General features: G+C 44.1%; 17 protein-coding genes. 14 read left to right on the plus strand and 3 right to left on the minus strand.

What is annotated here, in order from left to right; all coding sequences use genetic code 11:
• The first annotated feature begins 129 nt into the window (after positions 1 to 129).
• The 11 genes from H4W00_RS04030 (at position 130) to H4W00_RS04080 (ending at position 17,297) form a co-directional block, all read left to right on the plus strand.
• Positions 130 to 1,194, plus strand: coding sequence for a pilus assembly protein PilM (locus tag H4W00_RS04030; protein WP_209956346.1), 1,065 nt, complete (start codon positions 130 to 132; stop codon positions 1,192 to 1,194).
• Positions 1,194 to 1,853 (plus strand): PilN domain-containing protein, encoded by a 660-nt coding sequence (locus tag H4W00_RS04035; RefSeq protein WP_209956347.1) that lies wholly within the window; start codon positions 1,194 to 1,196, stop codon positions 1,851 to 1,853. Before H4W00_RS04030 ends, H4W00_RS04035 begins: the two co-directional genes overlap by 1 nt.
• Positions 1,850 to 2,560: a type 4a pilus biogenesis protein PilO gene (locus H4W00_RS04040; RefSeq protein WP_209956348.1), complete on the plus strand. Its 711-nt coding sequence runs from the start codon at positions 1,850 to 1,852 to the stop codon at positions 2,558 to 2,560. Before H4W00_RS04035 ends, H4W00_RS04040 begins: the two co-directional genes overlap by 4 nt.
• Positions 2,560 to 3,093 carry a pilus assembly protein PilP gene (locus tag H4W00_RS04045; RefSeq protein ID WP_209956349.1) on the plus strand — a complete coding sequence of 178 codons (534 nt, stop codon included), beginning with the start codon at positions 2,560 to 2,562 and terminating at the stop codon, positions 3,091 to 3,093. The genes H4W00_RS04040 and H4W00_RS04045 overlap by 1 nt, the downstream gene beginning before the upstream one ends.
• 27 nt (positions 3,094 to 3,120) lie before the next feature.
• On the plus strand, positions 3,121 to 5,463 hold the full coding sequence (gene pilQ, locus H4W00_RS04050; protein WP_209956350.1) for a type IV pilus secretin PilQ: 2,343 nt from the start codon (positions 3,121 to 3,123) through the stop codon (positions 5,461 to 5,463).
• 165 nt (positions 5,464 to 5,628) lie between these two features.
• Positions 5,629 to 6,195 (plus strand): shikimate kinase AroK, encoded by a 567-nt coding sequence (aroK, locus tag H4W00_RS04055; RefSeq protein WP_209956351.1) that lies wholly within the window; start codon positions 5,629 to 5,631, stop codon positions 6,193 to 6,195.
• Positions 6,196 to 6,287: 92 nt separating this feature from the next.
• On the plus strand, positions 6,288 to 7,397 hold the full coding sequence (aroB, locus tag H4W00_RS04060; RefSeq protein WP_209956352.1) for a 3-dehydroquinate synthase: 1,110 nt from the start codon (positions 6,288 to 6,290) through the stop codon (positions 7,395 to 7,397).
• A 111-nt stretch (positions 7,398 to 7,508) separates the two neighbouring features.
• On the plus strand, positions 7,509 to 8,618 hold the full coding sequence (locus H4W00_RS04065) for a hypothetical protein (protein WP_209956353.1): 1,110 nt from the start codon (positions 7,509 to 7,511) through the stop codon (positions 8,616 to 8,618).
• Between the two features lie 845 nt (positions 8,619 to 9,463).
• Complete coding sequence (gltB, locus tag H4W00_RS04070) at positions 9,464 to 13,957, plus strand: glutamate synthase large subunit (RefSeq protein WP_209956354.1); 4,494 nt, start codon at positions 9,464 to 9,466, stop codon at positions 13,955 to 13,957.
• Between the two features lie 180 nt (positions 13,958 to 14,137).
• Entirely contained in the window at positions 14,138 to 15,559 is a 1,422-nt protein-coding gene (locus H4W00_RS04075; protein WP_209956355.1) for a glutamate synthase subunit beta, read from the plus strand.
• 502 nt (positions 15,560 to 16,061) lie between these two features.
• The gene (locus H4W00_RS04080; protein ID WP_209956356.1) at positions 16,062 to 17,297 is read left to right on the plus strand and encodes an FUSC family protein; all 1,236 of its coding nucleotides are present in this window, start codon (positions 16,062 to 16,064) and stop codon (positions 17,295 to 17,297) included.
• A 107-nt stretch (positions 17,298 to 17,404) separates the two neighbouring features.
• On the opposite strand, the gene H4W00_RS04085 is transcribed toward H4W00_RS04080, so the two are convergent.
• A complete protein-coding gene (locus H4W00_RS04085; protein ID WP_334684864.1) occupies positions 17,405 to 18,547 on the minus strand; it encodes an ABC transporter substrate-binding protein in 1,143 nt (380 codons plus the stop codon).
• A gap of 311 nt (positions 18,548 to 18,858) precedes the next feature.
• On the opposite strand from H4W00_RS04085, the gene H4W00_RS04090 reads away from it, so the two are divergent.
• The 3 genes from H4W00_RS04090 (at position 18,859) to H4W00_RS04100 (ending at position 22,371) form a co-directional block, all read left to right on the plus strand.
• A complete protein-coding gene (locus tag H4W00_RS04090) occupies positions 18,859 to 19,656 on the plus strand; it encodes a 3-oxoacyl-ACP reductase (protein ID WP_209956357.1) in 798 nt (265 codons plus the stop codon).
• A 167-nt stretch (positions 19,657 to 19,823) separates the two neighbouring features.
• Entirely contained in the window at positions 19,824 to 20,081 is a 258-nt protein-coding gene (locus H4W00_RS04095; protein WP_209956358.1) for a hypothetical protein, read from the plus strand.
• 670 nt (positions 20,082 to 20,751) lie between these two features.
• Positions 20,752 to 22,371: an AbgT family transporter gene (locus tag H4W00_RS04100; protein ID WP_334684865.1), complete on the plus strand. Its 1,620-nt coding sequence runs from the start codon at positions 20,752 to 20,754 to the stop codon at positions 22,369 to 22,371.
• 270 nt (positions 22,372 to 22,641) lie between these two features.
• Here the strand turns inward: H4W00_RS04100 and H4W00_RS04105 are convergent, their stop codons facing one another.
• Positions 22,642 to 23,490 (minus strand): HAD family hydrolase, encoded by an 849-nt coding sequence (locus tag H4W00_RS04105; RefSeq protein WP_327192364.1) that lies wholly within the window; start codon positions 23,488 to 23,490, stop codon positions 22,642 to 22,644.
• Positions 23,491 to 23,643: 153 nt separating this feature from the next.
• Positions 23,644 to 25,167 carry a cryptochrome/photolyase family protein gene (locus tag H4W00_RS04110; protein WP_209956359.1) on the minus strand — a complete coding sequence of 508 codons (1,524 nt, stop codon included), beginning with the start codon at positions 25,165 to 25,167 and terminating at the stop codon, positions 23,644 to 23,646.
• Positions 25,168 to 25,188 lie beyond the last annotated feature (21 nt).

The raw sequence follows: 25,188 nt of genomic DNA on the forward strand, positions 1-25,188 counted from the left end.
AATAAGCAGGTCATACTAAATGTGTAATTGACCTTGATTTATTCTTTAAACACTTTAGTCTATCTATTGAGTAACTTATTGTATTCAAATATTACAACTAACTATCAAATTTTGCATTTCACATAAGGTATGGAGTTTGTGAGGCTATTTTCTTCTAAAAGTAGACATTTAATTGGGATGGATGTCTGTGCCACCTCAGTAAAATTGGTTGATATACAGCGTCAGCAAGGGATGTTTCATCTAAGATCATATGGTATCGAACCGTTGCCTGTAGGCGCGGTAGTCGACAAACTCATCGTAGATACTGAAGAAGTAGGAAATATTATTGCCGACTTAGCACGGCGTTGTCAGGTCGTCGGTAGCAATGCCGCAACTGCGGTCTCAGGCTCAGCAGTGATTACCAAAATCATAGATATGGACATGGTGCTCAATGATGTTGAACGCGAGGCCCAAATTCGCCTAGACGCTGATCAATATATTCCTTATCCACTCGAAGATGTCAATTTGGATTTTGAAGTCCTAGGCCCTTCTTTGATCAATGATGACATGGTACAAGTGCTGTTGGCTGCTTCGCGCTCAGAAAACGTGGATCAACGAGTTGATGCCCTAACTTTTGGGGGTCTGCAAACTAAAATTATGGACATAGAGACGCATGCTATTGAGCGTGCTTTTGGATTGATGATAGATAATTTACCAAATATGTCGGAGTTGGTGGCCTTGGTTGATATCGGACACAATCAAACCACTCTATATGTCGTTAAAAACGGTGAATTTGTTTACAGCCGCGAGCAGTTATTTGGTGGTGCGCAGCTGACCGAGGCGATACAAAATCGCTATGGCCTAACCTCTGAAGAAGCAACCATTAGCAAGCGTGAACTCACATTGCCTGACGACTACTATCCTGAAGTGCTAACGCCTTTTATGGAAAATGCCATTCAACAAATTACCCGCTCGTTGCAGTTTTATTTTTCCTCGAGTCAGTATAGCAGTATTGATCATGTAGTGCTCGCAGGTGGTAGCAGTTCTATCCCAGGTTTGGCCGGTATGGTACAACAGAAGCTGGGCGTAACTGTCAGCGTCGCCAATCCATTTATCAATATGACTATCGGTCCGCAGGTGGATAGTGAGCAGCTCGCAATTGATGCCCCAAGTTTAATGGCTGCTTGCGGTCTAGCGCTAAGGAGCTTTGACTAATGGCTCGTATTAACCTGTTACCGTGGCGACAAGAAGAGCGCGAACGTCGCAACAAAGAATTTATTACCCTGGTGGTCGCCGTTACTTTACTGGCGTTATTAGTCGCCTTTGCGTCGTGGAGTTATTTTAACAATGAGCTCGATGAGCAGCGTGCTGCCAATGCTTTGATTACACAAGAAAATAGCCGCTTAGATACTGTGCTCACCGATATTGATAGTTTGGAGCAGCGCCGCGAAGATATTATCTCACGTATGCAGGTTATCCAAGATTTGCAGGGTTTACGTCCGGTACCTGTTCGATTATGGGATGACCTTGCCAAAGCCATACCACCTGCACTTTATCTAAATAATCTCAAGCGTGAAGGCGATTTATTGACTCTAACGGGTTTGGCGGACAATCCGAACATTGTATCAAGCTTGATTCGTAATCTGGATAGCAGTAAGTGGCTGGGTGATTCGGCAGTCAGTAATATTCAGCAAAACATAAGTGCTTATGAGACTGCTCCTGCCCTTAACGAGAGGGGTACGACTGGTGAGCAGCCGCGTCCGATTTATCCTGAGGACAGCTATGTGCAGTTCGTGGTGACTACAAAAGTACAGTCTGAGTCTGCCGTACCTGCTGATATTGATGGCAGCACTGGGCTTGGAGGTAAGCTATGAAACTCAGCCGCAAAAAAAGCCCAGTTAAAACCAACAAAGCCGCTTTACGCACTAAAAAGTCGTTTGATTTTAATGAGTTTCGGCGTAGCTTTGAGTCACTAGATACCGAAAACTATGGCAGTTGGCCACTATCCGTTAAGATAACAGTGATTGGCTTCATCATTGCTCTCATTGCAGCGTTGTCATGGGCGTTACCGATTAGCAGTAAAATCGATGAGATCACAGCTGCTGAAAGTGAGCAGCAAACCCTGCTTGATAGTTACCGTGAAAAACAATCGCGCGCCCGCCATCTAGAGGCTTATCAAGCACAAGTCATACAGATGGAAACTGAGTTCAATGCCTTACTCGATCAGCTACCAAAAGACACTCGCGTGTCAGAGCTGGTAGAAGGCATTAATATGACCGGGGTCGGCAGTAATATACGTTTTCAAGATATTTCTGTAGAAGCTGAGATCGAAAATGAGTTCTTTATTGAACAGCCTATACGTATAGCGGCGTTAGGGGAGTACCATCAATTTGGTAACTTTATTAGTGGCCTTGCTGCGTTACCGCGTATTATTACCATGCATGATTTTGAAGTCAGTAATCCCCAGCCATCTTTAGATGTCCTACCGGAACTCAATTTAGTATTACAGACGAAGACCTACCGCTCAAAAGAAGTCACTCCTGAAGGCGGCGAGACTGACACTACTGCAGGAGGCAACTGATGATTATCAGAAAATTGCCCACGCTACTGATGCTAAGTGTTACTGTCCTATCGCTGACTGGTTGTAGCGATCGTATTGGCATGGCAGAGCAGGCAATGGCTGATATACGCAACCAGCCTGCTCAGCCCATTGAACCGCCACCAAAATCTGAGCTGGTAGAAGACTTTGTCTATAGTGCTAACATGTTGCGTAGCCCGTTTTTGCCACCAAGTTTGGTCAATGTGCAAAGTCCTACTACCTCTATTGATGGCGTGCGCCCTGATATCACGCGCACCAAAGAACCTCTCGAACAGTACCAGCTATCGCAACTGACCTTTCGTGGTATGTTAATTTCGCCTGAAGGCCAACAATATGCATTAGTGCAGCGTCCTGATGGTTCGGTTGCTAGTGTTAAAGTGGGTGATTATCTTGGCTTAAACGACGGACGTATTGTTGAAGTTACGTCGACCCAGATTAATTTGATTGAAATTGTACCAGACAGCCGCGCAGGGTTCATTGAAAGACCCCAGTCGTTGGTCTCTCCTATAAATTAGGTCGGCACATTTTTTGAGGAATAAATAATGACCGTACGCAATAACCAGATAATGATGATGAGCAACTGCGTATCCTCTACCTTGACCATATCTACGTTGGCTGTGAGTATGATGGCGATGAGCAGCAGCGCCTATGCCGAGCAGCGTATCAATAATATCTCTGTGATACAAACTGCACCGGCAGTCACGCAGATGCGTTTGGGGTTTGCAGGCGCACCGGTTCTACCTGCAGCCTACCAGCTTGAGGATCCTAGCCGGTTAGTACTAGATTTTAAACAAGTTCAAAATGGGCTGGTCAGCCGTTTTACTGACTACAATATCGGTATGATCAATGACGTTACCTCCTTAAACAACGATAGTACTACCCGTCTTGTTATCGGCCTAAAACAAGTGGGCAAGTATACTACCGCTATTGATGGTAATGATTTATTACTCACTATCAGCGATCCCAATCGGTTCATCGCCAGTAATAATACGGTGGTAACCACTACTACAGTGATCACTCCAATTGTTGAGAGTAGTAGCATGGTAGTTACTCCTGTTATATCTGATTCTACGGTCGTTAAGAATCAAGTGCCTGCTGATACTATGGTGGTACGGGTTAATCCTCTATTAGATCCCAGACTTGCCGCCTCGCAAGTAAGTAAGCAGTATAGCTATGATGGTTTGACAGCGCTTAATTTTGTAGCAGAGGGTAATGGCGGCGGTAATGGTGGCGGTAATGTCAGTATCGTTCTTGCTAATGAAGCTATTCCAGTGGACGTCCAACGCCAAGGTAATAAGCTAGTAGTGCGCCTGACTGGTAGTACGGTGCCTCGGAACTTATTACGTCGACTGAATATTAATAGTGGTCTTGTCACTAGTATTGATACTAAAAACCAGGGACAAAATGCGGTGGTCACTATTAATATGACCAGTGATTATGAGTATCAAGCCTACCAGTCAGGCAATCAGCTCAACATTGCTATCAGTAAGCCTGAGTTGCTACGTGAACCGACACTTGAAGAAAAAGTCTATAGCGGTGAAGCATTATCTATGGAGTTCCAAGATGTTGAAGTTCGTAGTGTCTTAGATATTTTAGCGCAGTTCACTAACACGAATATCGTCGCCAGTGATTCGGTAGCGGGTAATATCACTTTGCGCCTCATTAATGTGCCTTGGGATCAAGCGCTTGATATTATTCTAAAAAGTAAGAATTTGGACAAACGCGAGAACGGCAACGTTATTTTAATTGCGCCAACCACTGAACTTGCGCAACAAGAAGCGCAGGAGCTAGAAGCTCAACGAGCAGTGCAAGCTTTTGAGCCGCTACGAACGGAGTATATCCGTTTGAGCTACGCTAAAGTGGCAGATGTGCTGAACCTCATTTCTGATGGTAGTGGACCCGCTGGTAATAGTGGTGTTGGCACGACCACCAATCGTCTTGATGACAATAATACGCTGCTATCGAATCGGGGTACGGTAACCATCGATAATCGTACCAATACTTTGATTATTAAGGATGTGGCAGCAAGTATTGAGAATATTCATAAACTTGTTAGCAAAATAGACATCCCTGTACGCCAAGTAATGATTGAAGCGCGCATTGTCAGCGCCACCGATAGCTTTAGTAAAGAGATTGGGGTACGTTGGGGTATTTTATCTAATGGTGCAGCTACCAATCGTAACTTATTGGTTGGTGGTAGTAATCAAACTTTAACAGACCTAAAAGATTTTGATATAGAGACTACGACCGTTAACGGTCAAACGGTGTCTTATCCGAAATACGACATCACTCGTCCTGACAACTTAAACGTCGATCTTGGCGTCAGTAACCCTGCAGGAAGTATAGCATTTGGCCTTCTTAGCTTGTCAGATGTCATGCTAGATCTTGAATTATCAGCACTACAAGCGGACAATCGCGGTGAGGTTATCTCCACGCCCAAAATTTTGACTGCAGACAAACAAACAGCAAAAATCTCTTCTGGAACACAAATTCCATTTCAAGAGGCTTCAGCCAGTGGCGCGACCACCACTAGCTTTAAAGAAGCAGCGTTGAGCTTAGAAGCGACTCCAAATATTACACCTGACGGTAAAATTGGTTTGAAACTGGTGATTACCAACGGCACGCCAACTATCATTAACAATCAGGTTGCTATCGCCGAAGACTCTATCTCAACCAATGTCATTATAGAAGATGGTCAGACCATCGTCCTTGGTGGGGTCTTTAAGAATCGTACCAATAACGGGGTAGATAAAGTGCCGTTTTTAGGTGATTTACCTTATATTGGCCGTGCGTTTCGCAGGGATGTACGCAATAATGCTAAGGAAGAGCTGCTGATATTCGTGACACCCAAACTCATTAATGACGGTGTCAGTCGTTTAGACTGATGTGAGGCCGTTGATGTTTAGTAGAATAAAAAAGTAAGCCTATGTGCTTGCTTTTTTTGAGCTGATTTTTATTACGAGTCAATTTTTACTGATAATAATCGTGGCTCATTACTAGCCAGAATATTGATGACGTTGTATGATAGTTAATTTAGCTGAGTGAGTATTATGGTTGAGGAATTGCCGTCGGTGTTTTTAGTAGGACCGATGGGAGCAGGGAAGACTACCATTGGCCGATTGCTCGCCAAACAGTTAGGGCGCACGTTCGTAGACAGTGATTGGTATATCGAGTCGCAAACGGGCGCTGATATCGCGTGGATATTCGCTAAAGAAGGCGAGGTAGGTTTTCGTGAACGCGAGACCCGAGCTATAGATGAGCTGACCCAAAAAAAGCACATTGTATTAGCGACTGGTGGCGGTGCAGTGATGTGTGCCGACAATCGTGGATTTTTGCAGCAACGTGGTATAGTCGTTTATCTCAACGCGCCAGTTGATGTACAAATGGTGCGCACCGCTAAAGATAAGTCACGCCCACTATTACAGCAGCCTAATCCCAGAAAAATACTACAAGAGCTCTATATTGTTCGTGATCCATTGTACCGGCAGATAGCGCATATTATTATGCCTACTGGCCATACTTATCCCCGGCATATGGTGAATCAATTATTGCAGCAGCTCGGATCATTTTGTGGATCAGTACCTACTATGATAGACCCACAAAATGTTGAAGAATAACTTTAAAGAAACCATAAACTGGATTAACAAAGATCCTCAGTTAAAATCACTTTATTAAAGCTACCCCATTACCGATGCTTAAGGAATATTTCATGGCAACCCCACCGCTCCATGATGGCTTAACAGTGCATTCTCAAAGTCATGACTATCCAATTATCATTACTGAAAAAAGCAGCAGTGCAACAAGTACTATGGCTGAGCAAGTTGCGCCTTATATTAAAGGTCAACAGGTATTAATTGTTACTAATGTTACGGTTGCGCCTTTATATTTACAGCCGCTACAAGAGCAATTGTCAGAGCATTTCACAGTCAGGGTTTGTGTGCTGCCAGATGGTGAGCAACATAAGAACCAAGCCAGTATCAATCAGATTTATGATGAACTGATGGCGCAGTATTTCAACCGTGATGTGACGCTAATCGCACTGGGTGGCGGCGTGATTGGTGATATGACAGGTTTTGCGGCAGCAAGTTTTATGCGTGGGGTCAATTTCATTCAAATTCCAACCACCTTATTGTCGCAAGTAGACTCAAGCGTCGGTGGCAAAACCGGTATCAATCATCCGCAAGGTAAAAACATGATTGGTGCTTTTTGGCAACCGCAAATGGTACTTGCTGATATGAGTACCTTACAAACCCTGCCTGCACGTGAGCTATCGGCAGGACTTGCTGAAGTGGTTAAATACGCATTGATTATGGACGTGGATTTTTTAGCATGGTTAGAGCAGCATTTACCAGCGATGATGGCTTTAGATTTAACTGTACTGGGCGAGGCGGTGAAGCGCTGTTGTGAGTATAAAGCTGCGGTGGTGGCACAAGATGAAAGAGAAGCTGGTGTAAGAGCGTTATTGAATTTTGGTCATACTTTTGGCCATGTGATTGAAACTCATGAGGGCTATGGAAATTGGCTACATGGTGAAGCGATCGCTGCAGGTATGGTACAGGCGGCTGAGCTGTCACAAAAAATGGGCTGGTTGCGTGTCGATGAAGTGGCACGCATTAAGCGCGTTTTAACCTTGGCTAACTTGCCTACTACACCGCCACCTATCGCGGTGCAAACTGCCCTGAACTTGATGGGCCATGATAAAAAAGTAAAACACGGACAAATCCGTCTAATTTTGTTAAAATCACTAGGAAATGCGGTGTTAACCAACGACTTTGATGAGCAACTACTTACTGACGTATTGTCTCAGCAGCATTCATAAAGCGTTAGAATGCTAGGGAGGTAAAGTAGATATATTAGCAGTGTTGCTATCATTACTTGTCTTAGTATTTTTTATTAGTGGGCTTAATCATCTATTACCAAGGATACATTCATGGCAGCATCACGCTCGACGACTCACTCTGATCGTCAGTCATATCGCCGTCAAGCACTACTTTGGCTAATAATGACCTTGTTGTTGGGTGTTATTACCGCCTTAATTTGGATGGTTAGTCAGACCCCAGCGATGGGAGCTAAAATCGAAAATGCACCGATCTCCACACCGCAAATGATAGGTACTGAGCTTGAACAACCCTTATCAGTAGCAGCTCTGCATGAACTTGATACCAATGTCCAACCGCTTAATTTTGATACCACCGTTCGTGATCTGCGCAATTATCCTGATGAGTTCAAAGATAAGCGCTACCTACTGGCTAATAAGGGGAGCTGGACAGTACAGGTAATGAATGTCGGTGAAAACGAAGTTATTGCCAACTATCTAGAAGGTCGTGAAGATCGTAAAAAGTTCTCTTATTTCCGTTATCGTGATGATGACGATCAGCTGCGTTACATGCTCACTTACGGCCTGATGAGTAGTCCGCAGGAGGCCGTGGGTGCCGCCAAACTAATAGATTTTGGCTTGCCTGATAATGTACGTGTGCTACCTGAAGAAATCAGTCGCTACGTCGGAATTATCGATAATTACGAACGCCCAGATCCTGTAAAAGACTTAAGCGCTAGACGCACGCGTTCTGTCAATTTGCAACCCACTAAGCGTGAAGTACCCATTCGTCAAAATGCACAATCTAGCATTGGAGACAATGCTAATGGCGTAGCGACAGATAACGACGGTAACCCTAGTAATCAACAAACCAACAATAATGGCGGTGGTATTGAAAGTATTCGTCAGTCAAACGATACGTCAGAAACCTTGTCGCTTACTGAAGAGCGTACTGTTGGGCCTGATGAGCAAAATTCATCTGGATCTACCCCTAAAAATAATGATAATTCGCGCAAATCTGAACAAGAAAGTAAAAAGTCGATAGGAACTGGGACTGATAATAGCACGCTGAAAAAGCCACCAGCAGTCGCTACCCCTAAACCGCCTAGTAATGCGAGTAACTCAAGCGACAGCGCAACCTCAGGCAATAAACCTGCAAACTCTGCAGCTACTAAGAATAATAGCGACAGTATTAAGGAGTTGATACAAGAAAAGGCCAATTAAATAGTAGTATTAAGCAGCTAATATGATGGCTAATATCGCTAGGTCTTAACCAGTGTAAACACCAGCATCAACAACGATAAAAGCCCATCAAACAGAACTTTTGCTGGGCTTTTTATGGCGAAAAATAAGCTTCGACTAAGTGTTCTCTAGATAAAATAAATAAAAAGTGTAGTGATACATATGACGAGAAAGTTAGAAAAAAGACTAGATTTTTCGTTAATCATTAATTAGTATGGATGTGGGCGACGCTCTGTATAGTTATAGTAAATTTTCTTAGAAGTACAATAGGCAGACTCTGTTTTTACTCTCTATGGTTTCATTATAACTGTTATAACTATAGTGTTGTGGTCTCATGCGCTGCCACTTGCAGTCTGGATTAAACACACCGCAAGTAGCACAACCTCTCTTGTTATTCCTCTTTTCAGAGTGGTTAAAGCGCTTGAATATAGAGCGTCTAATATTCAAACGTAAGCGAGTGCCGTACTAGGCTTGATGTCAAGAGTTAGGTACTCAATTATTCGGTTGTCGTTTGCCACGCGTGTCATATTGATTTGCGCTACTGAAAAATGACAGTCGATGATTACCGCACTAGCCTTAAATCAGTAGTATGTCGGTCATTTATTTTCCAACCGCTATTACTGATGTTCCGTTAGTACGTTGACACTTAAATAAATGTGAGAGTGGTAATTATTTTAACAGTCCCAAAGCGCAAATAGTTATTGCTTAGCGTACCATTTATTAATCCGTTTGTACGAATATTAAGTAACAGCCCGTTCTGCTTGCGGTGCTCAGTTTATTGTCCGCATTGGATATATAGGCTGCCCGCTCACTTAAAAGGACTAGCTATGTCAATGATCTCATCCCACACCCATCTGGCGACCCCAGACGACTTCTCTGATAACTGTGGTTTTGGTTTAATCGCTCACATTGAGGGAGAAGCCAGCCACGACCTAGTAAAGACCGCTATTCATAGTTTAAGTTGCATGACCCACCGCGGCGGCGTCGCGGCTGATGGCAAGACGGGCGATGGTTGTGGTCTATTATTGTCCACACCGCGAGACTTCTTTAAAGCTATTGCTAGTGAGCAGCAATTAGACATCACCGATAACTTTGCCGTTGGCATGGTATTCACCAATTTAGATGATGCCAAAGCGCAGCATAGTCAACAGGTACTGGGCGAAGAAATTACTGCCCAAGGCCTAATGGTTGCTGGCTGGCGTGACGTGCCCGTTAATCTGGACATCGTTGGCGAGATCGGTCTTGAAACCTTGCCCGCTTTTAAGCAGATATTTGTCAGTGCACCTGCCGACTCAAATGCTGACAGTGCTGGTGATAAAAACTTAAGCGCCGATGATTTTAACCGTAAGTTATTTGTCGCACGCAGAAAAGCAGAGCAACGCCTGGTTGATGATGAGCTATTTTATGTGTGTTCATTGAATTGCCAGACTATTATCTATAAAGGTCTGGTCATGCCGTCAGATTTGCCGGCGTTTTTCACCGACTTACAAGATGAGCGTTTGGCCTCACATATTGTAGTATTTCATCAACGTTTTTCGACCAATACCTTGCCGCGCTGGCCATTAGCACAGCCGTTTCGCTATCTTGCGCATAATGGTGAGCTCAATACTATCACTGGTAACCGCAGTTGGTCTGAGGCCCGTACGCCAAAATTAACCTCAGCCAAACTACCTAACATCGGTGAGCTGCATCCGCTGGTTAACAGTAGCGGCTCGGACTCATCAAGCTTAGATAATATGCTTGAAGTCCTGATGTCTGGCGGTATGAGTCTATTTCATTCTATGTCAATCCTTGTGCCGCCAGCGTGGCAAAACGTTGACAGTATGGATATGGACTTACGCGCGTTTTATGAGTTTTACTCACAACATATGGAAGCTTGGGATGGGCCGGCAGGTCTGGTTATCCAAGATGGTCGCTATGCAGTCTGCATGCTTGATCGTAACGGTCTGCGTCCATCGCGCTGGGTTACCACCAAAAACGGCTACATTACTGTTGCCTCAGAGGTTGGTGTCTGGGATTATGAGCCAAAAGATGTGCTAGCCAAAGGCCGAGTTGGTCCTGGTCAGATGTTGGTTATTGATACTCAAACGGGTCAAATTCTAGATACCCAGGCCATAGGTAACTCACTTAAAAATGCCCATCCCTATCGTAAATGGCTGCGTGAAGAAGCGACTCGTATCCGTGATGATGAGCGTTTGGAAGAACAGCTAGCAGCACAATCATGTCGCGGCGATCAGCTTAAAACCTTGCAAAAGATGTATCACATCACTAATGAAGAACGTACTGAAATCATCCGTCCAAATGCTGAAAATGGTCAAGAGCCAGTTGGTTCAATGGGCGATGATACGCCAATGGCAGTGCTATCACAGCAGATTCGCCACGTTGGTGACTTTTTCCGTCAGCAGTTTGCGCAGGTGACCAACCCGCCAATTGATCCGCTACGCGAGTCTATCGTTATGTCACTGCAAACGTGTCTAGGCGCTGAGACCAATGTATTCTCGCCTTCTGCCCAAGATGCGCATCGTCTGATTTTATCATCGCCGGTATTATCCGCCAGCAAAATGCAGCAGATTGAGACCATAGATGATCCTGCTTTTCAAATGGCACGTATAGATCTAAATTATGAGTCCAGTCAAGACTTAGCGACCGCTATCGAGTCAATTTGTCAGCAAGTAGCCAGTGCTATTCGTGCTGGTCATGCGCTGATTGTATTGTCTGATAAAGAGATTAGTGCTGACAAAGTACCCGCTAACGCCATCATGGTCACTGGCGCAGTACATCATTACTTGATCGCTCAAGGCATTCGTACTGATGCCAACCTAATCGTTGAGACCGGATTGGCGCGTGATTCTCATCAAATAGCCGTGTTGATCGGTTTTGGTGCGACCTGCGTCTATCCTTATCTCGCTTATGACGTCATTGATGATTTAGTGGCTACTGGTGAACTGCTAGGTGATCCAATTCAAGCTCGGGTGAATTTCCGTAAAGGCTTAGATAAAGGCTTGCTGAAAATCCTATCAAAAATGGGTATCTCTACTATTGTGTCTTATCGTGGTGCGCAATTATTCGAAGCGGTTGGTCTGTCTGAGCCCGTGGTTGAGCTGTGCTTTAAAGGGGTGCAAAGTCGTATTAAGGGCGCAACTTTTGCGGATTTAGCAGCCGACCAAGCGCAACTCGCTGCCAATGCCTTTAAACGCCGGGCACCGCTTGATCAAGGGGGCCTGCTCAAGTTTATCTTTAATAAAGAATATCATGCTTTTAATCCTGAGGTAATTAATAGCTTACATACTGCGGTACGGACCGGCAATTATGATAACTACCGTCACTATGCGGATTTGGTAAATAGTCGTCCCGTCGCCACTTTACGTGACTTATTGCAGCTGAAGACCGACAACCCCATCGACGTTAATGAGGTCGAAGACATTGCAAAGATTCTAACGCGCTTTGATTCTGCTGGTATGTCGCTAGGGGCGCTATCACCTGAGGCCCATGAAGCCATTGCCATGGCTATGAATACCATTGGGGGCCGCTCAAACTCAGGCGAGGGCGGTGAAGATCCTGTGCGTTATGGCACCTTACGCAATTCAAAAATCAAGCAAGTGGCTTCAGGTCGTTTTGGGGTCACACCGGCTTATTTGCGCTCGGCTGAAGTGATGCAGATTAAAGTAGCTCAAGGTGCCAAACCCGGTGAGGGTGGTCAGCTGCCGGGTGGTAAGGTTAATGCCTTGATCGCACGTTTGCGCTATTCAGTGCCGGGAGTGACTTTAATTTCACCACCGCCGCATCACGATATTTACTCTATCGAAGATTTAGCACAGTTGATTTTTGATTTAAAACAAGTCAATCCTGATGCTTTAGTGTCGGTGAAATTGGTTTCACGTCCGGGAGTAGGTACTATCGCTACTGGTGTGGCAAAAGCCTATGCTGACTTGATTACTATCTCAGGTTACGATGGCGGTACGGCGGCCTCACCGCTGTCCTCTATCCATCATGCTGGCTCGCCGTGGGAGTTAGGCTTAGCTGAGACTCATCAGTCGCTACGAGTTAACGGCTTACGTCACAAAATACGTATCCAAACCGATGGTGGTCTCAAGACTGGCCTTGATGTGGTAAAAGCGGCAATACTAGGTGCAGAAAGTTTTGGTTTTGGTACGACCCCAATGATTGCCGTCGGCTGTAAATATTTACGTATTTGTCATCTTAATAACTGCCCTACTGGAGTGGCCACTCAAAAAGCCAAGCTACGTGATGAGCACTTTATTGGTGAAGCGGAGATGCTGATTAACTTCTTTAAGTTTGTCGCGACCGAAACCCGTGAGTGGCTAGCAGCACTGGGAGTACATAGTATGGAAGAGCTAGTCGGTCGTACCGATTTGCTTGAGATATTAGAAGGCACCACTGATAAGCAGCGTCATCTTGACTTGACCCCATTATTATATAGTCATCCAGCAAGTGCCGGTGCATCGCAGACCTGTCAAGTGGCGCGTAATGAACCGTTTGATAAAGGGTTGCTGGCTGAGCGTATGATTAGCGATATGCTACTGAATATTCGCCAAGGAAATGGTGGTGATTATAGCTATAATATTGGTAACTGTGACCGCTCTATTGGCGCGCGTATTTCCGGCGAGATTGCTCAGCTATGGGGCAATCTGGGTATGAACGAGATGCCTATTAAGTTGCGCCTGACTGGCACTGCAGGACAAAGTCTGGGCGTTTGGAATGCGGGTGGCCTAAATATTGAGCTGGAAGGTGATGCCAATGACTATGTTGGTAAAGGCATGGCAGGGGGTGAGATTGTCATTTATCCTCCTAAAGGTTCGAGCTTTTTGGCTCAAGACACCGCCATTATTGGTAATACCTGTCTATACGGCGCTACTGGTGGCAAGTTATACGCAGCTGGTACTGCCGGTGAGCGCTTTGGGGTACGTAATTCGGGCGCGCATGCGGTCATCGAAGCCACGGGCGATCATTGCTGCGAATATATGACGGGCGGCATTATTACCATACTTGGGCGTACTGGGCTTAACTTCGGTGCAGGGATGACCGGCGGTTTCGCTTATGTGCTCGATATGGAAGGCGACTTCTTTGATCGCTGTAATCATGAGCTGATTGACCTCAATCGTATCTCAAGCGAGCAGACCGAAGAGCATCGTATTTATTTGCAACAAGTGATTGAAAGTCACGTGGACAAAACTGGCAGTGTATGGGGTCAAGCTATATTAGCTGACTTTGAACACTATGTGCGCAAGTTCTATCTGGTTAAGCCCAAGGCGGCGAGCATTGTTAGCTTGCTGAAGAGCACGATGGCAGACCCACAATAGTACTGGTGCTGACAGGCCAAATATTTTAAGGCACAGTTGCCGTTCATATATTTTAAGCAGGTAAGTGAGAGTATTAAAGGTGGCAGATAGTTTTTCGATCGATTAATTATGGTCAATAACTGCTCTGATAAATGCCGCCTTTGCTACTGGTCACCGCCCACTATAGAAGAGATTTTCATCATGGCAAAACGCTTAGATAATGATTTTCAGTTTTTAGACGTGCCACGGCTTGAGCCGACCAAAAAAGATATCGTCACCCGCGCCACCGAGTTCGTTGAGATTTATAAACCGGTTGAAAGTGAATCAGTTGCGCAGCAATCGCATCGTTGTCTTGAATGCGGTAACCCGTACTGCGAGTGGAAATGTCCGGTACATAACTATATTCCCAATTGGCTGAAATTAGCGACCGAAGGGCAGATATTCCAAGCTGCAGAGTTATGCCACAGCACCAATACTTTACCTGAAGTCTGCGGCCGCGTCTGTCCTCAAGATCGTCTATGCGAGGGTGCTTGTACCCTTAATGATGGCTTTGGCGCAGTGACTATTGGTAATGTGGAAAAATATATCAATGATACGGCTTTTGCGCTGGGCTGGCGTCCAGATATGTCTAACGTGGTTTGGACGGACAAAAAAGTCGCTATTATTGGCGCAGGGCCCGCAGGTTTAGGGTGTGCAGATATATTAGTTAGAAATGGTGTCACGCCAGTAGTCTTTGATAAGCGTCCTGAAATTGGCGGCTTATTAACCTTTGGTATTCCTGAGTTCAAAATGGAAAAAGACGTCATGCGCAATCGCCGAGTGATTTTCGAAGGTATGGGCATTGAGTTTCGCCTTGAGACCGAAATCGGTACCGACGTCAGTATCGATGAGCTATTAGCTGATTATGATGCCGTCTTTATGGGTATGGGTACTTATACTTATATGCGTGGTGGGTTTGCTGGCGAGGAATTGCACGGTGTTTATGACGCACTTGATTTTTTGATTGCCAATGTTAATCGCTGTAATGATTGGGAAAAAGATCCAGAAGACTATATCGACCTCAAAGGTAAGAAAGTAGTAGTACTTGGCGGCGGTGATACGGCGATGGACTGTAACCGCACCAGTATTCGCCAAGGTGCGGAGCAAGTAACCTGTGCCTATCGTCGTGATGAAGAAAATATGCCCGGCTCACGTCGTGAAGTGGTCAATGCTCGAGAAGAAGGAGTCGAGTTTTTATTTAATCGTCAACCAACCGAAATCATTGGCTTAAACGGCAAGGTTAATGCGGTGAAAGTAGTCACTACTCATTTAGGTGCGCCTGATAACCGTGGCCGCCGCCGTCCTGAGCCGATTGCTAACTCTGAGGAGATTATTCCTTGTGATGCGGTAATTATGGCCTTCGGTTTTCGCCCCAGTCCTGCCGATTGGTTCGACACACAGCAAGTGTCGATGGACAGCTCCGGCCGGGTATTAGCCGCGGAAGAACAGACTTTTAAGTTCCAAACCAATAACCCTAAAATATTTGCCGGTGGCGATATGGTACGTGGCTCTGATTTGGTAGTGACTGCTATTTGGGAAGGTCGTGAAGCTGCCGAAGGCATACTAGACTTTTTAGAGGTATAACCTTCATTCGCTAGGGTCAGCCAAACCACTAGCGAATGAGCAAGTTTTTTGTATTATGTGCTAGCATGCTTTGATTTTTAGCGTCTTTTATCTTTTAATAGGTAACAGGCGTTATTTTTTTGTTAGTCATTTTTCAAAGGCAGTTACTTTGCCGTAGCTATAGTCAATGAAAAGTAATATCGATACATAACGTACTGCTGGTATAAGTTTTTCTTGCTGTGCCTACGCAAACAGAGGCTACAAAAAGCTTATAGCAGCAGTACCGTCGCGTTTGTTAAGGTATTTTAACGATAGCGGCTCTGTTAAAACAGTTGCTGTGCCAAAATAGTGACTCTCTGAGAGTCATGGCTCTACCAGCATGTTATCCGTTCGCAAAAATATTTAGTTTTTGAATTGTTTCTCACTTAAAAAACATCATCTAAGAGCCATTACTTAAAAACAGTTACTTAAAACCGTTATTTAAAATTCACTTAAAACTCACTTAAAAAAAGAGTAGACCTGCGTGAAACTGACCCTTTGGCAACGATTTACTGCTCCACTTACTGAGCCTTATGCGCGCTATCAGCACGCTGATGTCTTGCATGCTATACGTTTGGGTATAGCCGTTATACTCGCGCTATCGATCAATAAAGTCACTGGTTTGCCACATGGCGAATGGACGACCATTACTGTCTTTATCATTTTGGGCCTATTACAATATCAAGGTGCCATCTACACCAAGGCGAAAGAGCGCGTACTTGGCACGTTACTAGGTATTGGTGCCGCACTTGGTGTTTTGTTATTTAGCCAAAATGTGGGCGCATGGTTGTGGGTAGATTATGCGCTCATTGGCCTGATAAGTGGCATCATAGGTTATATAGCGGTCAAGCAGTTGGGTTATATCGGCCTGCTCACTGGCATCACGATGCTGATGATTGTCTCAAGTCCTGACCGAAGTAATATTGGTCAAGACGGTCTATACCGCGCCCTTAATATCTTACTCGGTACTGGCATTGCGGTAGCGGCGACTTTAATTTTACCGCTGAAGTCTACTTTAATGTGGCGATTTTTATTGGCTAGCAACCTTGAGACCTGTAGTAACTTATATGCAGGCGTCGGCAATCATATTGATGCTGAGGTGCTCATCCCTAAGCCTTTTAAGTACACCAAGGCCACTAGTTTGGCAAGTCTCATTTATCCTGCGAACAGCTCTATACCTGACGTACCGGTTAATAAATCCTTAGTTAAAGCGTTACAAAAGATTAATAAGCGGCTGCTGGCGGTGCGCCCGCACATCGATGCTACGGCGAGTGAATCAGGGATCGAAAAAGAGACGCTAGAGACCATCCAGCGTACTCATCGCAATATTATTGGCACGATTGATTTACTACTGAGCGCCGCGCCACGCTTGGCTAGTATTGAGCTTGATCACGACAATCACATTTTATTGATGCACTATCAAAATGAGCTGACCCAAGCCATGCAAAATATGGCGGCAGTGCTACGTAGTCCTAGTGATGAAGTTTTTCGGCCTATTACCCGTATTGCGGTATCTGAATATCCGAGCGTGCAGCATTTAGCGTTTGAGTGGCAAGGATATTTTTGGTTAACTCAAACCTTGCAAGCTCAGTTACAGCTACTGAGTGATCTCTTACAAACCACCAAGCCGAGCTGGTTTGCGGCCTCGGGCCTTCGTTATCAGCGCCGCGAACAGCGTCGAATCAATGAGCATGGCGGTGAGACTGATTTACACTTATAAATGCAAAAAACGCTGGCAGTTGACTGTCAGCGTTTTTCGTTGGTAACTTTTTGACTGGAATCTTATTACCAGTTATTTGTCAGCCAGTCACTCAGAAATAATAGTGATTAACGACTGGTTTTTAGCTTATCCCAATAGCGCTGATACACTTGTAGCGCGTCATCACCGACATCTTCTTGGAATTCCGCTTTGGCCAGAACTTCTTTGCTAGGATAAATCACTGGATTATTTCTGACATCATCAGTCATCAACTCACGTGCCGCCAGATTAGGGGAGGCATAACCAATTTCCTCACTCACAATTTTGGCGTTTTCAGGGCGCATTAGATAGTCGATAAACTTATGCGCCGCGTCCACATGTTTGGCATTTTTGGGGATGACAAAGTTGTCCATCCATAGTATTGCGCCCTCAGCTGGATATTTATAAACCAAGCTGGTCAGACCTTCGTTATTAGCCATCACCGCTTCACCATTCCAGGTCATACCAATGGTAGTTTCGCCTTCAATATAGGGCATGCGCGAGGCATCTGAATTAAAGGTTTTAACATTCGGTATTAGCGTTATGAGCTTATTGTAGGCTGCTTCAATTTCGTCTGGATCGGTACTATTTCCCGAGTAGCCAAGCGTTAGTAGCGACATGCCAAACACTTCGCGCATATCGTTCATCAGCATGACTTGACCCTTATACTCAGGACGCCATAGGTCATTCCAACTATTGACGGTAGCAGGATCGATCGAATCGCCATTAATAGCAAGTCCGGTGCTGCCCCACATATAAGGGATTGAGTATTTATTTTCAGGATCAACCTTGGTGTTGGTGAACGAGGTATCAAGATTTCTGAAATTACTCAATTTTGATTTATCCAGCTCTTGAAGCAAGCCCTCTTTTGCCATCTTTTCAACATAATAAGTGGAAGGAATAGCAAGGTCATATTGGCTTGAATCATCGAGCAGTTTTAGCTTGGCGTACATGGCCTCATTAGAGTCGAAGGTAGTGTAATTAACATTAATGCCGGTTTCTTCTTCAAAACCATCGAGAATCTCTTGCGGCATATATTCTGACCAGTTATACAGATTCAGGGTCTCAGCACTGGCAGTCGTACCATCGGTGGCTATATTGTCAGAGTTACTACAGCTGGCAAGCGTCATGCCAATAGCAGCGCATAACAGGGCTTTGGGTAACATTTGGATAGGGTTGCGAGAGGCGCTACTATTATTAGTAGTAGGCAGATGGGACGATAAACGGGGCAAAACGTCTCTCCTAAAATAAGACAAATGAGTAAAAAATGGGCAGATGGTACAGGCAGGTCATTACTGACCATACTGTTATGGTTATTCCGCTAGATAATTTAAAGGGCAACCGCTTGGCTTTGTTCTAGAGTAACACCATAGCGCTGACCATATATCAAAAGTAATAAGTATATAGGGTAGTGCAGACTACCTTCGTCAATGATATCGGTGAACCATGCTATGATTAGCGCTATTTACTGCTTGATTTAGAATGAGCAGTGATTGCTATTTAAATGGAATTTTTGCTACTAACACATAAAGGATAAAACATTATGAGTCAGACTGACTTTTCTATTCCGGCACTTCTCACGGGTAAAGTTGCTATTGTCACTGGTGCAAGTCGTGGGCTTGGCGCGCAGATTGCTCAGCAAATGGCGGCAGCTGGGGCGATGGTTTGTGTGAATTATCTTAATAGTAACGAGGCTGCCGAGGCGGTAGTGGCTGGCATTGAAAAGGCAGGTGGACAAGCATTTTCTTATCAAGGCGATGTTAGCGATTTATCAAAAATGAAGGCAATGGCTAGTGAAGTGATCGAGCGTTTCGGACGTATTGATGTACTAGTCAATAATGCTTTGCCCCACTATCAGTTTAATCCCAGTGCTGATTACACCAGTATTGAGACCGTTGAATGGGCACATTTCTCCCAGCAAATAGACGGCATCGTCAAAGGTGCAGTCAATACAGTACAAGCGGTATTGCCACAAATGAAATCTCAGCAGATGGGTAAGATTATCAATATTTCAACCAACCTGGTTTATAACCCAGTAGTGACTTATTACGACTATACTACCGCAAAATCTGCCTTGATAGGTTTGACCCGTAACTTAGCTGCGGAGCTGGGTCAATATGGCATTCGCGTTAATTTGCTGGCAGGTGGACTACTGAAGACTACTGATGCCAGTAGCCTGACTACGGAAGAAGTCTTTGATTATATCGCCACCACCACGCCACTACGGCAAGCGACTTCTGTCGCAGACTTTGCCAATTCAGTACTGCTCATGGCGTCTGACTTGAGTCTAGCTATTACCGGACAATCTATTGCAGTTGATGGCGGTTTGACCATGCCGTAGCAATGCATTAAAGGATAAGTACTCGCTAACCCAATGAGACCTTTAATGAATCAAGTATAAATATGATACAAGGCAAACGAGTAAAAATTATACAATCAGCGCATCAACTGATTATGAGACCGCAATGGCTTTGAGTTGGTTCACTATCATTGTATAAGAGATACGAGATGAACAACCGCAAAATCGCTGGAATTATCACTGCTGCTATAGGCTTGTCTGCCGTTATGGCCTTATTCAATGCGGGCATGTCCGTCCCTATTATAAGCTGGCCGTTAGAAGCCTATTTGGGCGTGGCTTTTACGATTGTTTTTATGACTGGCGTTCCAGTATGGTTAGCTTGTGTCATTGCTGCTTTAATCTTTATTTTGATTGCTGTCGCACTTTATAAGCTTGGCGGTTGGGTATATGGTCGGGTTGCAGGTTGATGTTGACTATTAGGAGGTCAACAAAAAAACGAGGTCAGTAAAAAAAGGCTCATAATTAAGTTTTAGCCTGGGCGTAATGACATAAAATCCGAGAACCCTAAAACAATTACTATTTTTCTGCCCTTGCTCAAGCCCGCAAGAGACGTCTTATAAAGTGTATTTCACAATACGTTTTTTTGTACGACCCAAACAAGGTCAATAGCAAATATAGCTTATCTATAGTCTTCATTTGAATGCTATTCAAGGTATAGGGTAGTGCTACCATAACCTCATATCACAGTTAAGGTAATATATAGTATCTAAAAGTACAGCTAATAAGCACATGTTTTTAAAACAACATCTTTAACACATCACCTTTAAACATGACTTTCAAAAAATGGTGAGGATATCGTTCTGATTATAGTTGATCCTTAGTAATATCATCCACAGCGATAGCCCTCTATAGTCAGCTGATATTCTATAACAACAGCCCCGCTTAATTTACTCTTCAAGGCTTATATTTTTTATAAGCTTTTAGTTTTTTATTAAATATTACTAATAGTTGCTACAACTCATTTTAAAAGTTTGTTTTTACTATAGACTGATGTTTGAATTTAAACTTTTGCCTGTAATTTTTGTAGTACTTGCAATGCAGTCAATTTACCAAAATATGCAATAGGGATAATGACCAATGCAAGAAGACAGTTCACCGAACGATATGCCACCAGACAATAATTTTGAAGCAAACGTCCAAAACTCTCGCATGCAGCGCTTTTTAAAGGGGGTTGAATGGCTGGGTAATTTGCTACCGCATCCTGTGATTTTATTTCTCTGGATGTCAGTGTTTTTACTGGTGTTGTCGGCGCTGCTTTCCTATCTAGGAGTGTCAGTGATTGACCCACGACCAGAAGGGGCAAAAGGGCGTAGTGAAGATGGCATTATTCAAGTGGTCAATTTGCTAAACGGTGATGGCTTAGCGCGTATTGTCGAGAACTTGGTCTCCAATTTTACTGGATTTGTGCCACTCGGTACGGTGCTAGTGGCGCTTTTAGGAGTGGGTATAGCCGAACGTTCTGGCTTGATATCAGCAGCCTTACGCGGGCTAGTGATGAATGCACCGAAAAAGATGGTGACTCTAACTGTTGTTTTTGCGGGCATCATGTCAAACACTGCTTCTGAGCTTGGTTATGTGGTATTGATACCACTTGCGGCAGTTATATTTCACTCGCTTGGTAGACATCCATTAGCGGGATTGGCAGCCGCATTCGCTGGGGTATCCGGTGGTTATAGTGCCAACTTATTGCTTGGTACGGTAGATCCTTTGTTATCAGGGATTACCCAAGAGGCAGCACGCATCATTGACCCGGTATATACCGTTGGGGCAGAGGCCAACTGGTACTTTATGATGGTCAGTACCTTTTTGATCACTGGTCTTGGTTACTTTGTGACTGAAAAAATTGTTGAGCCTAGTCTTGGCGAATATAATCCTGATAGTGCTGGCGATCCTTCAGTATTAGAGACTAAAATTGAGCGCTTACTGTCAGTTGAGAAAAAGGGGTTAATCTGGGCTGGCATAAGCATGCTGGTATTCTGTTTATTACTGGCATGGACCATTGTACCTGCTGATGGCGTATTGCGTAATGCCGAGACTGGATTGGTATCAGGTTCGCCATTTTTAAAAGGCATTGTGGTCTTTATTTTTGTATTCTTTGCGGTACCGGGTTATATTTATGGCAAAATTACTGGTAGCCTGAAAAACAATCAAGATGTGGTTGACGCAATGAGCCATGCAATGAGCTCGCTTAGTATTTATATTGTGTTGGTGTTCTTTGCGGCACAGTTTATCGCCTTTTTTAGCTGGTCGAATCTTGGTTCAGTGGTGGCAGTAACGGGGGCGACCTTCCTCACTGATATAGGCTTAACTGGACCTTTGCTATTGATTGGTTTTATCTTAATCTGTGCGGTCGTCAACTTAATGTTAGGGTCGGCATCTGCACAATGGGCAATTACCGCACCTATTTTTGTGCCTATGCTCATGCTGACCGGATATGCGCCTGAGATGATTCAAGCAGCCTATCGGATTGGTGACTCAACGACTAACATCATCACGCCAATGCTAGGCTATTTTGGGCTTATTATGGCGGTAGCGATTCGGTATAAAAAAGATACTGGGGTCGGGACACTAATGGCTATGATGTTGCCCTATTCCATAGCGTTTATGATTGGTTGGGTGATTTTGTTCAGCATTTGGGTATTTGTATTGGGTCTGCCAGTCGGACCTGGTTCAGAGACTTTTTACCCAGCGAGATAGTCATTTATAGTTGGATAGACAGTTAGATAAATATAGTCAATGAAAAGTAATATCGATACATAACCTACTGCTGGCATAAGTTTTTCTCGCTTGCTGTGCCTACGCAGACAGAGGCTGCAAAAAGCTTATAGCAGCAGTACCGTCGTGTTTTTAAGGTATTTTAACTATAGCTGCTGAATCTTAAACAGACAAAAACCCTTGCTAGATACTGGCAAGGGTTTTTGGTTTATAAGTGGACAAAAGCTTCAACAGCTTAGTTGGCGCCTTTTTTCATAATTTTTGATCTAAGCTTTGGTCTATATGTAAGTGGTTGAGTACCGCTTGTATACCATGCTCTTCAATAGTACCGGTGACAAAATTTGCACGCTCTATAAGAGCAGGCTGAGCATCCCCCATTGCCACGGCATAACCGACCAAGTCGAACATTTCCAAGTCATTCATACCATCACCAAATGCCATACAATCGCTAGCATCTACGGCGTAATGCTGGCATAGATCTATAATACCGCGGGCTTTTGACGCCTCGGCTGGTAATATATCTGCGCCAATATGATGCCAATGAACCAGCTTTAAATCATCTTGGGCAAAATCAACATCCTGCATTTTATCCTCTTGATTGTTAAAGAATACCGAACACTGATAAATAGTGTTTGACTTATAATACTCTGGGTCAAAGATAGAGTTGGGTGTTATAGCGTTGTATTCACGCAGTCGTTCGTTTTCGTCTGACCATGCAATATGAGTCGCCGAGTCAAACTTATGAATGAGGTCGCTTTTTTGGCACAGCTGCACAATTTTACTGGTCTGAGCTTCTGATAATGGGTAATGACTGATCATGCCATCGTTATTAAAGCTATATTGCCCATTCATACAAATGATGGCATCTAATACCTCAGCTTCAAGCAAAGCCAAAATATCAGCAGGTAGTATTGCCTTGGAACGTCCAGTCGAAATCACCAGCTTAATGTCAGTCTTGGCCAGCTGCTCCAACGTTGCTTTATTATGCTCAGCAATGACACCTTGACGACTCAACGTATCGTCAATGTCAAAAAATATGATTTTAGGCGTAGGAAATGAGCTATTCATAAGCTCTTGGGCAACTTTATCTTTAATAAACATGATGATCCTATTATTTTTTATTGATCCAAATACTACTACAGCAAGTCGTGAGAAATACATGGCTATAGGGTAACGAGTGATTGGTAAAATTTTCCTTACTTACTGCGCAATAATTTTTGACTTCTAACAATCTATCTTAGGACTGTTCACTCGTTAAACGCCAGCATCAAGCTTGGTCAAAAATTGCTCGGCATTATCGAGATGTTGTTGCTGTTGGTCTTTATCCATCTTATCCCACAGGGCTAGCAGCATACCAATGCGCGGGTTCTTACTAAAAAAGTCACGATGTACGTGCATAAAGCGCCAAAACAACCCATCCCATATCTGCGCCCATTCGACAGACTCACCTTTTACTTTGACCTGATAATTACTCATTTTATTAATATAATTACTACCACTAATATAGGGCTTAGTCGCTACCAATCCACCATCTGCAAATTGACTCATACCATAGACATTGGGCACCATTACCCAATCATAAGCGTCGATAAATAGCTCCATAAACCACTGATGCACCTCATCAGGTTCAAACTCACACAATAGCATAAAGTTGCCAAATAGCATCAAACGCTCAATATGATGCGCGTAGCCAGTTTTCAGCACCTTTTTAATGGTTTCATCAATAGGGACAATACCGGTATTACCAGTATAAAAGCTCTTTGGTATTTTGCGGGTAAAGCCCCAAAAGTTCGTGCTACGTTGCTGGTGGCCGACCGATTCATACAGGCCGTACATAAACTCGCGCCAACCAATAATTTGCCGAATAAAGCCCTCAAGAGAGTTGAGAGGAATATCATACTCTTCGTTAACCTCTAAGGCGCGTGAGATCACTTGTTTTGGGGTTAATAAACCCGTATTTAGCATTGGAGTCAGTACGCTATGATGTAATACATGCTCGCTATCGACCATGGCATCTTCAAATGGTCCAAAGTCCTTAAAGCGCTTGGATAAAAAATTCTCTAGCCATTCTTCCGCCTCCGTGTGAGTAGTTGGATAGCGAAAGTCAGGATTTATCTCGCCATAATGCTTACTAAAATGCTTCTCAACATAAGTCATCGCCTCGCTGTAATAATCGTTAAGCTTTGGAAAAGTTAGGGAAGGTGGCGTTTGTTTACGCGGATACTTCTTGCGGTTGTCTTCATCGAATGACCATTGTCCACCGACAGGATTTTGCTCATCGTCTAATAGTATATTCTCTCGTTTACGTGCTTGAGTATAAAAGTCACGATGAAACAGGCGTTTGTTTTTAAAGAAGTCGCAATATACGGGAAGAGGGTTTAAAAACATTGGTGTAGGGGAAACGTCAAAGCCGATATCTGCGTCTAATATGACTTTTTGAATCCGCATTCTTAGCCAGTCATCCACAAAGTCGATGCAATAGATCTTTTCTATGGCCTCTTTATTATCAGGTTCATCATTTGCACTGACAAAGCTGGCAATCAGTTTACGACAATCGCTGTGCTCATGGGTTGATTCTATATAATGTACCCGCTTACCCGCAGCAATCAGGGTCTGCTCATAGGCCTTCATGCTAGCACGATGCAGTACCAGCTTTTGCTTGTGAAAGGGATATTTAGTAAAGTATAGATCTTCTTCGATCAGGTAGCAGTCCTCTTGCCAAATAGAGGTATCAGCAAACAGTTGATGCGGGAAGATTAGACTGATTTTTTTGTTCATTGGCAGACTCTGATTTTTTAA

Origin of the sequence: Psychrobacter sp. PL19, from assembly GCF_017875835.1 — a bacterium.
Taxonomy (GTDB): domain Bacteria; phylum Pseudomonadota; class Gammaproteobacteria; order Pseudomonadales; family Moraxellaceae; genus Psychrobacter.

Bases quoted from the DNA above. Each gene is read 5' to 3' on its own strand.
- H4W00_RS04030 (WP_209956346.1), top strand. From the start codon at position 130: ATGGAGTTTGTGAGGCTATTTTCTTCTAAAAGTAGACATTTAATTGGG.
- H4W00_RS04035 (WP_209956347.1), top strand. From the start codon at position 1,194: ATGGCTCGTATTAACCTGTTACCGTGGCGACAAGAAGAGCGCGAACGT.
- H4W00_RS04040 (WP_209956348.1), top strand. From the start codon at position 1,850: ATGAAACTCAGCCGCAAAAAAAGCCCAGTTAAAACCAACAAAGCCGCT.
- H4W00_RS04045 (WP_209956349.1), top strand. From the start codon at position 2,560: ATGATTATCAGAAAATTGCCCACGCTACTGATGCTAAGTGTTACTGTC.
- pilQ (WP_209956350.1), top strand. From the start codon at position 3,121: ATGACCGTACGCAATAACCAGATAATGATGATGAGCAACTGCGTATCC.
- aroK (WP_209956351.1), top strand. From the start codon at position 5,629: ATGGTTGAGGAATTGCCGTCGGTGTTTTTAGTAGGACCGATGGGAGCA.
- aroB (WP_209956352.1), top strand. From the start codon at position 6,288: ATGGCAACCCCACCGCTCCATGATGGCTTAACAGTGCATTCTCAAAGT.
- H4W00_RS04065 (WP_209956353.1), top strand. From the start codon at position 7,509: ATGGCAGCATCACGCTCGACGACTCACTCTGATCGTCAGTCATATCGC.
- gltB (WP_209956354.1), top strand. From the start codon at position 9,464: ATGTCAATGATCTCATCCCACACCCATCTGGCGACCCCAGACGACTTC.
- H4W00_RS04075 (WP_209956355.1), top strand. From the start codon at position 14,138: ATGGCAAAACGCTTAGATAATGATTTTCAGTTTTTAGACGTGCCACGG.
- H4W00_RS04090 (WP_209956357.1), top strand. From the start codon at position 18,859: ATGAGTCAGACTGACTTTTCTATTCCGGCACTTCTCACGGGTAAAGTT.
- H4W00_RS04095 (WP_209956358.1), top strand. From the start codon at position 19,824: ATGAACAACCGCAAAATCGCTGGAATTATCACTGCTGCTATAGGCTTG.
- H4W00_RS04100 (WP_334684865.1), top strand. From the start codon at position 20,752: ATGCAAGAAGACAGTTCACCGAACGATATGCCACCAGACAATAATTTT.
- H4W00_RS04105 (WP_327192364.1), bottom strand. From the start codon at position 23,490: ATGTTTATTAAAGATAAAGTTGCCCAAGAGCTTATGAATAGCTCATTT.
- H4W00_RS04110 (WP_209956359.1), bottom strand. From the start codon at position 25,167: ATGAACAAAAAAATCAGTCTAATCTTCCCGCATCAACTGTTTGCTGAT.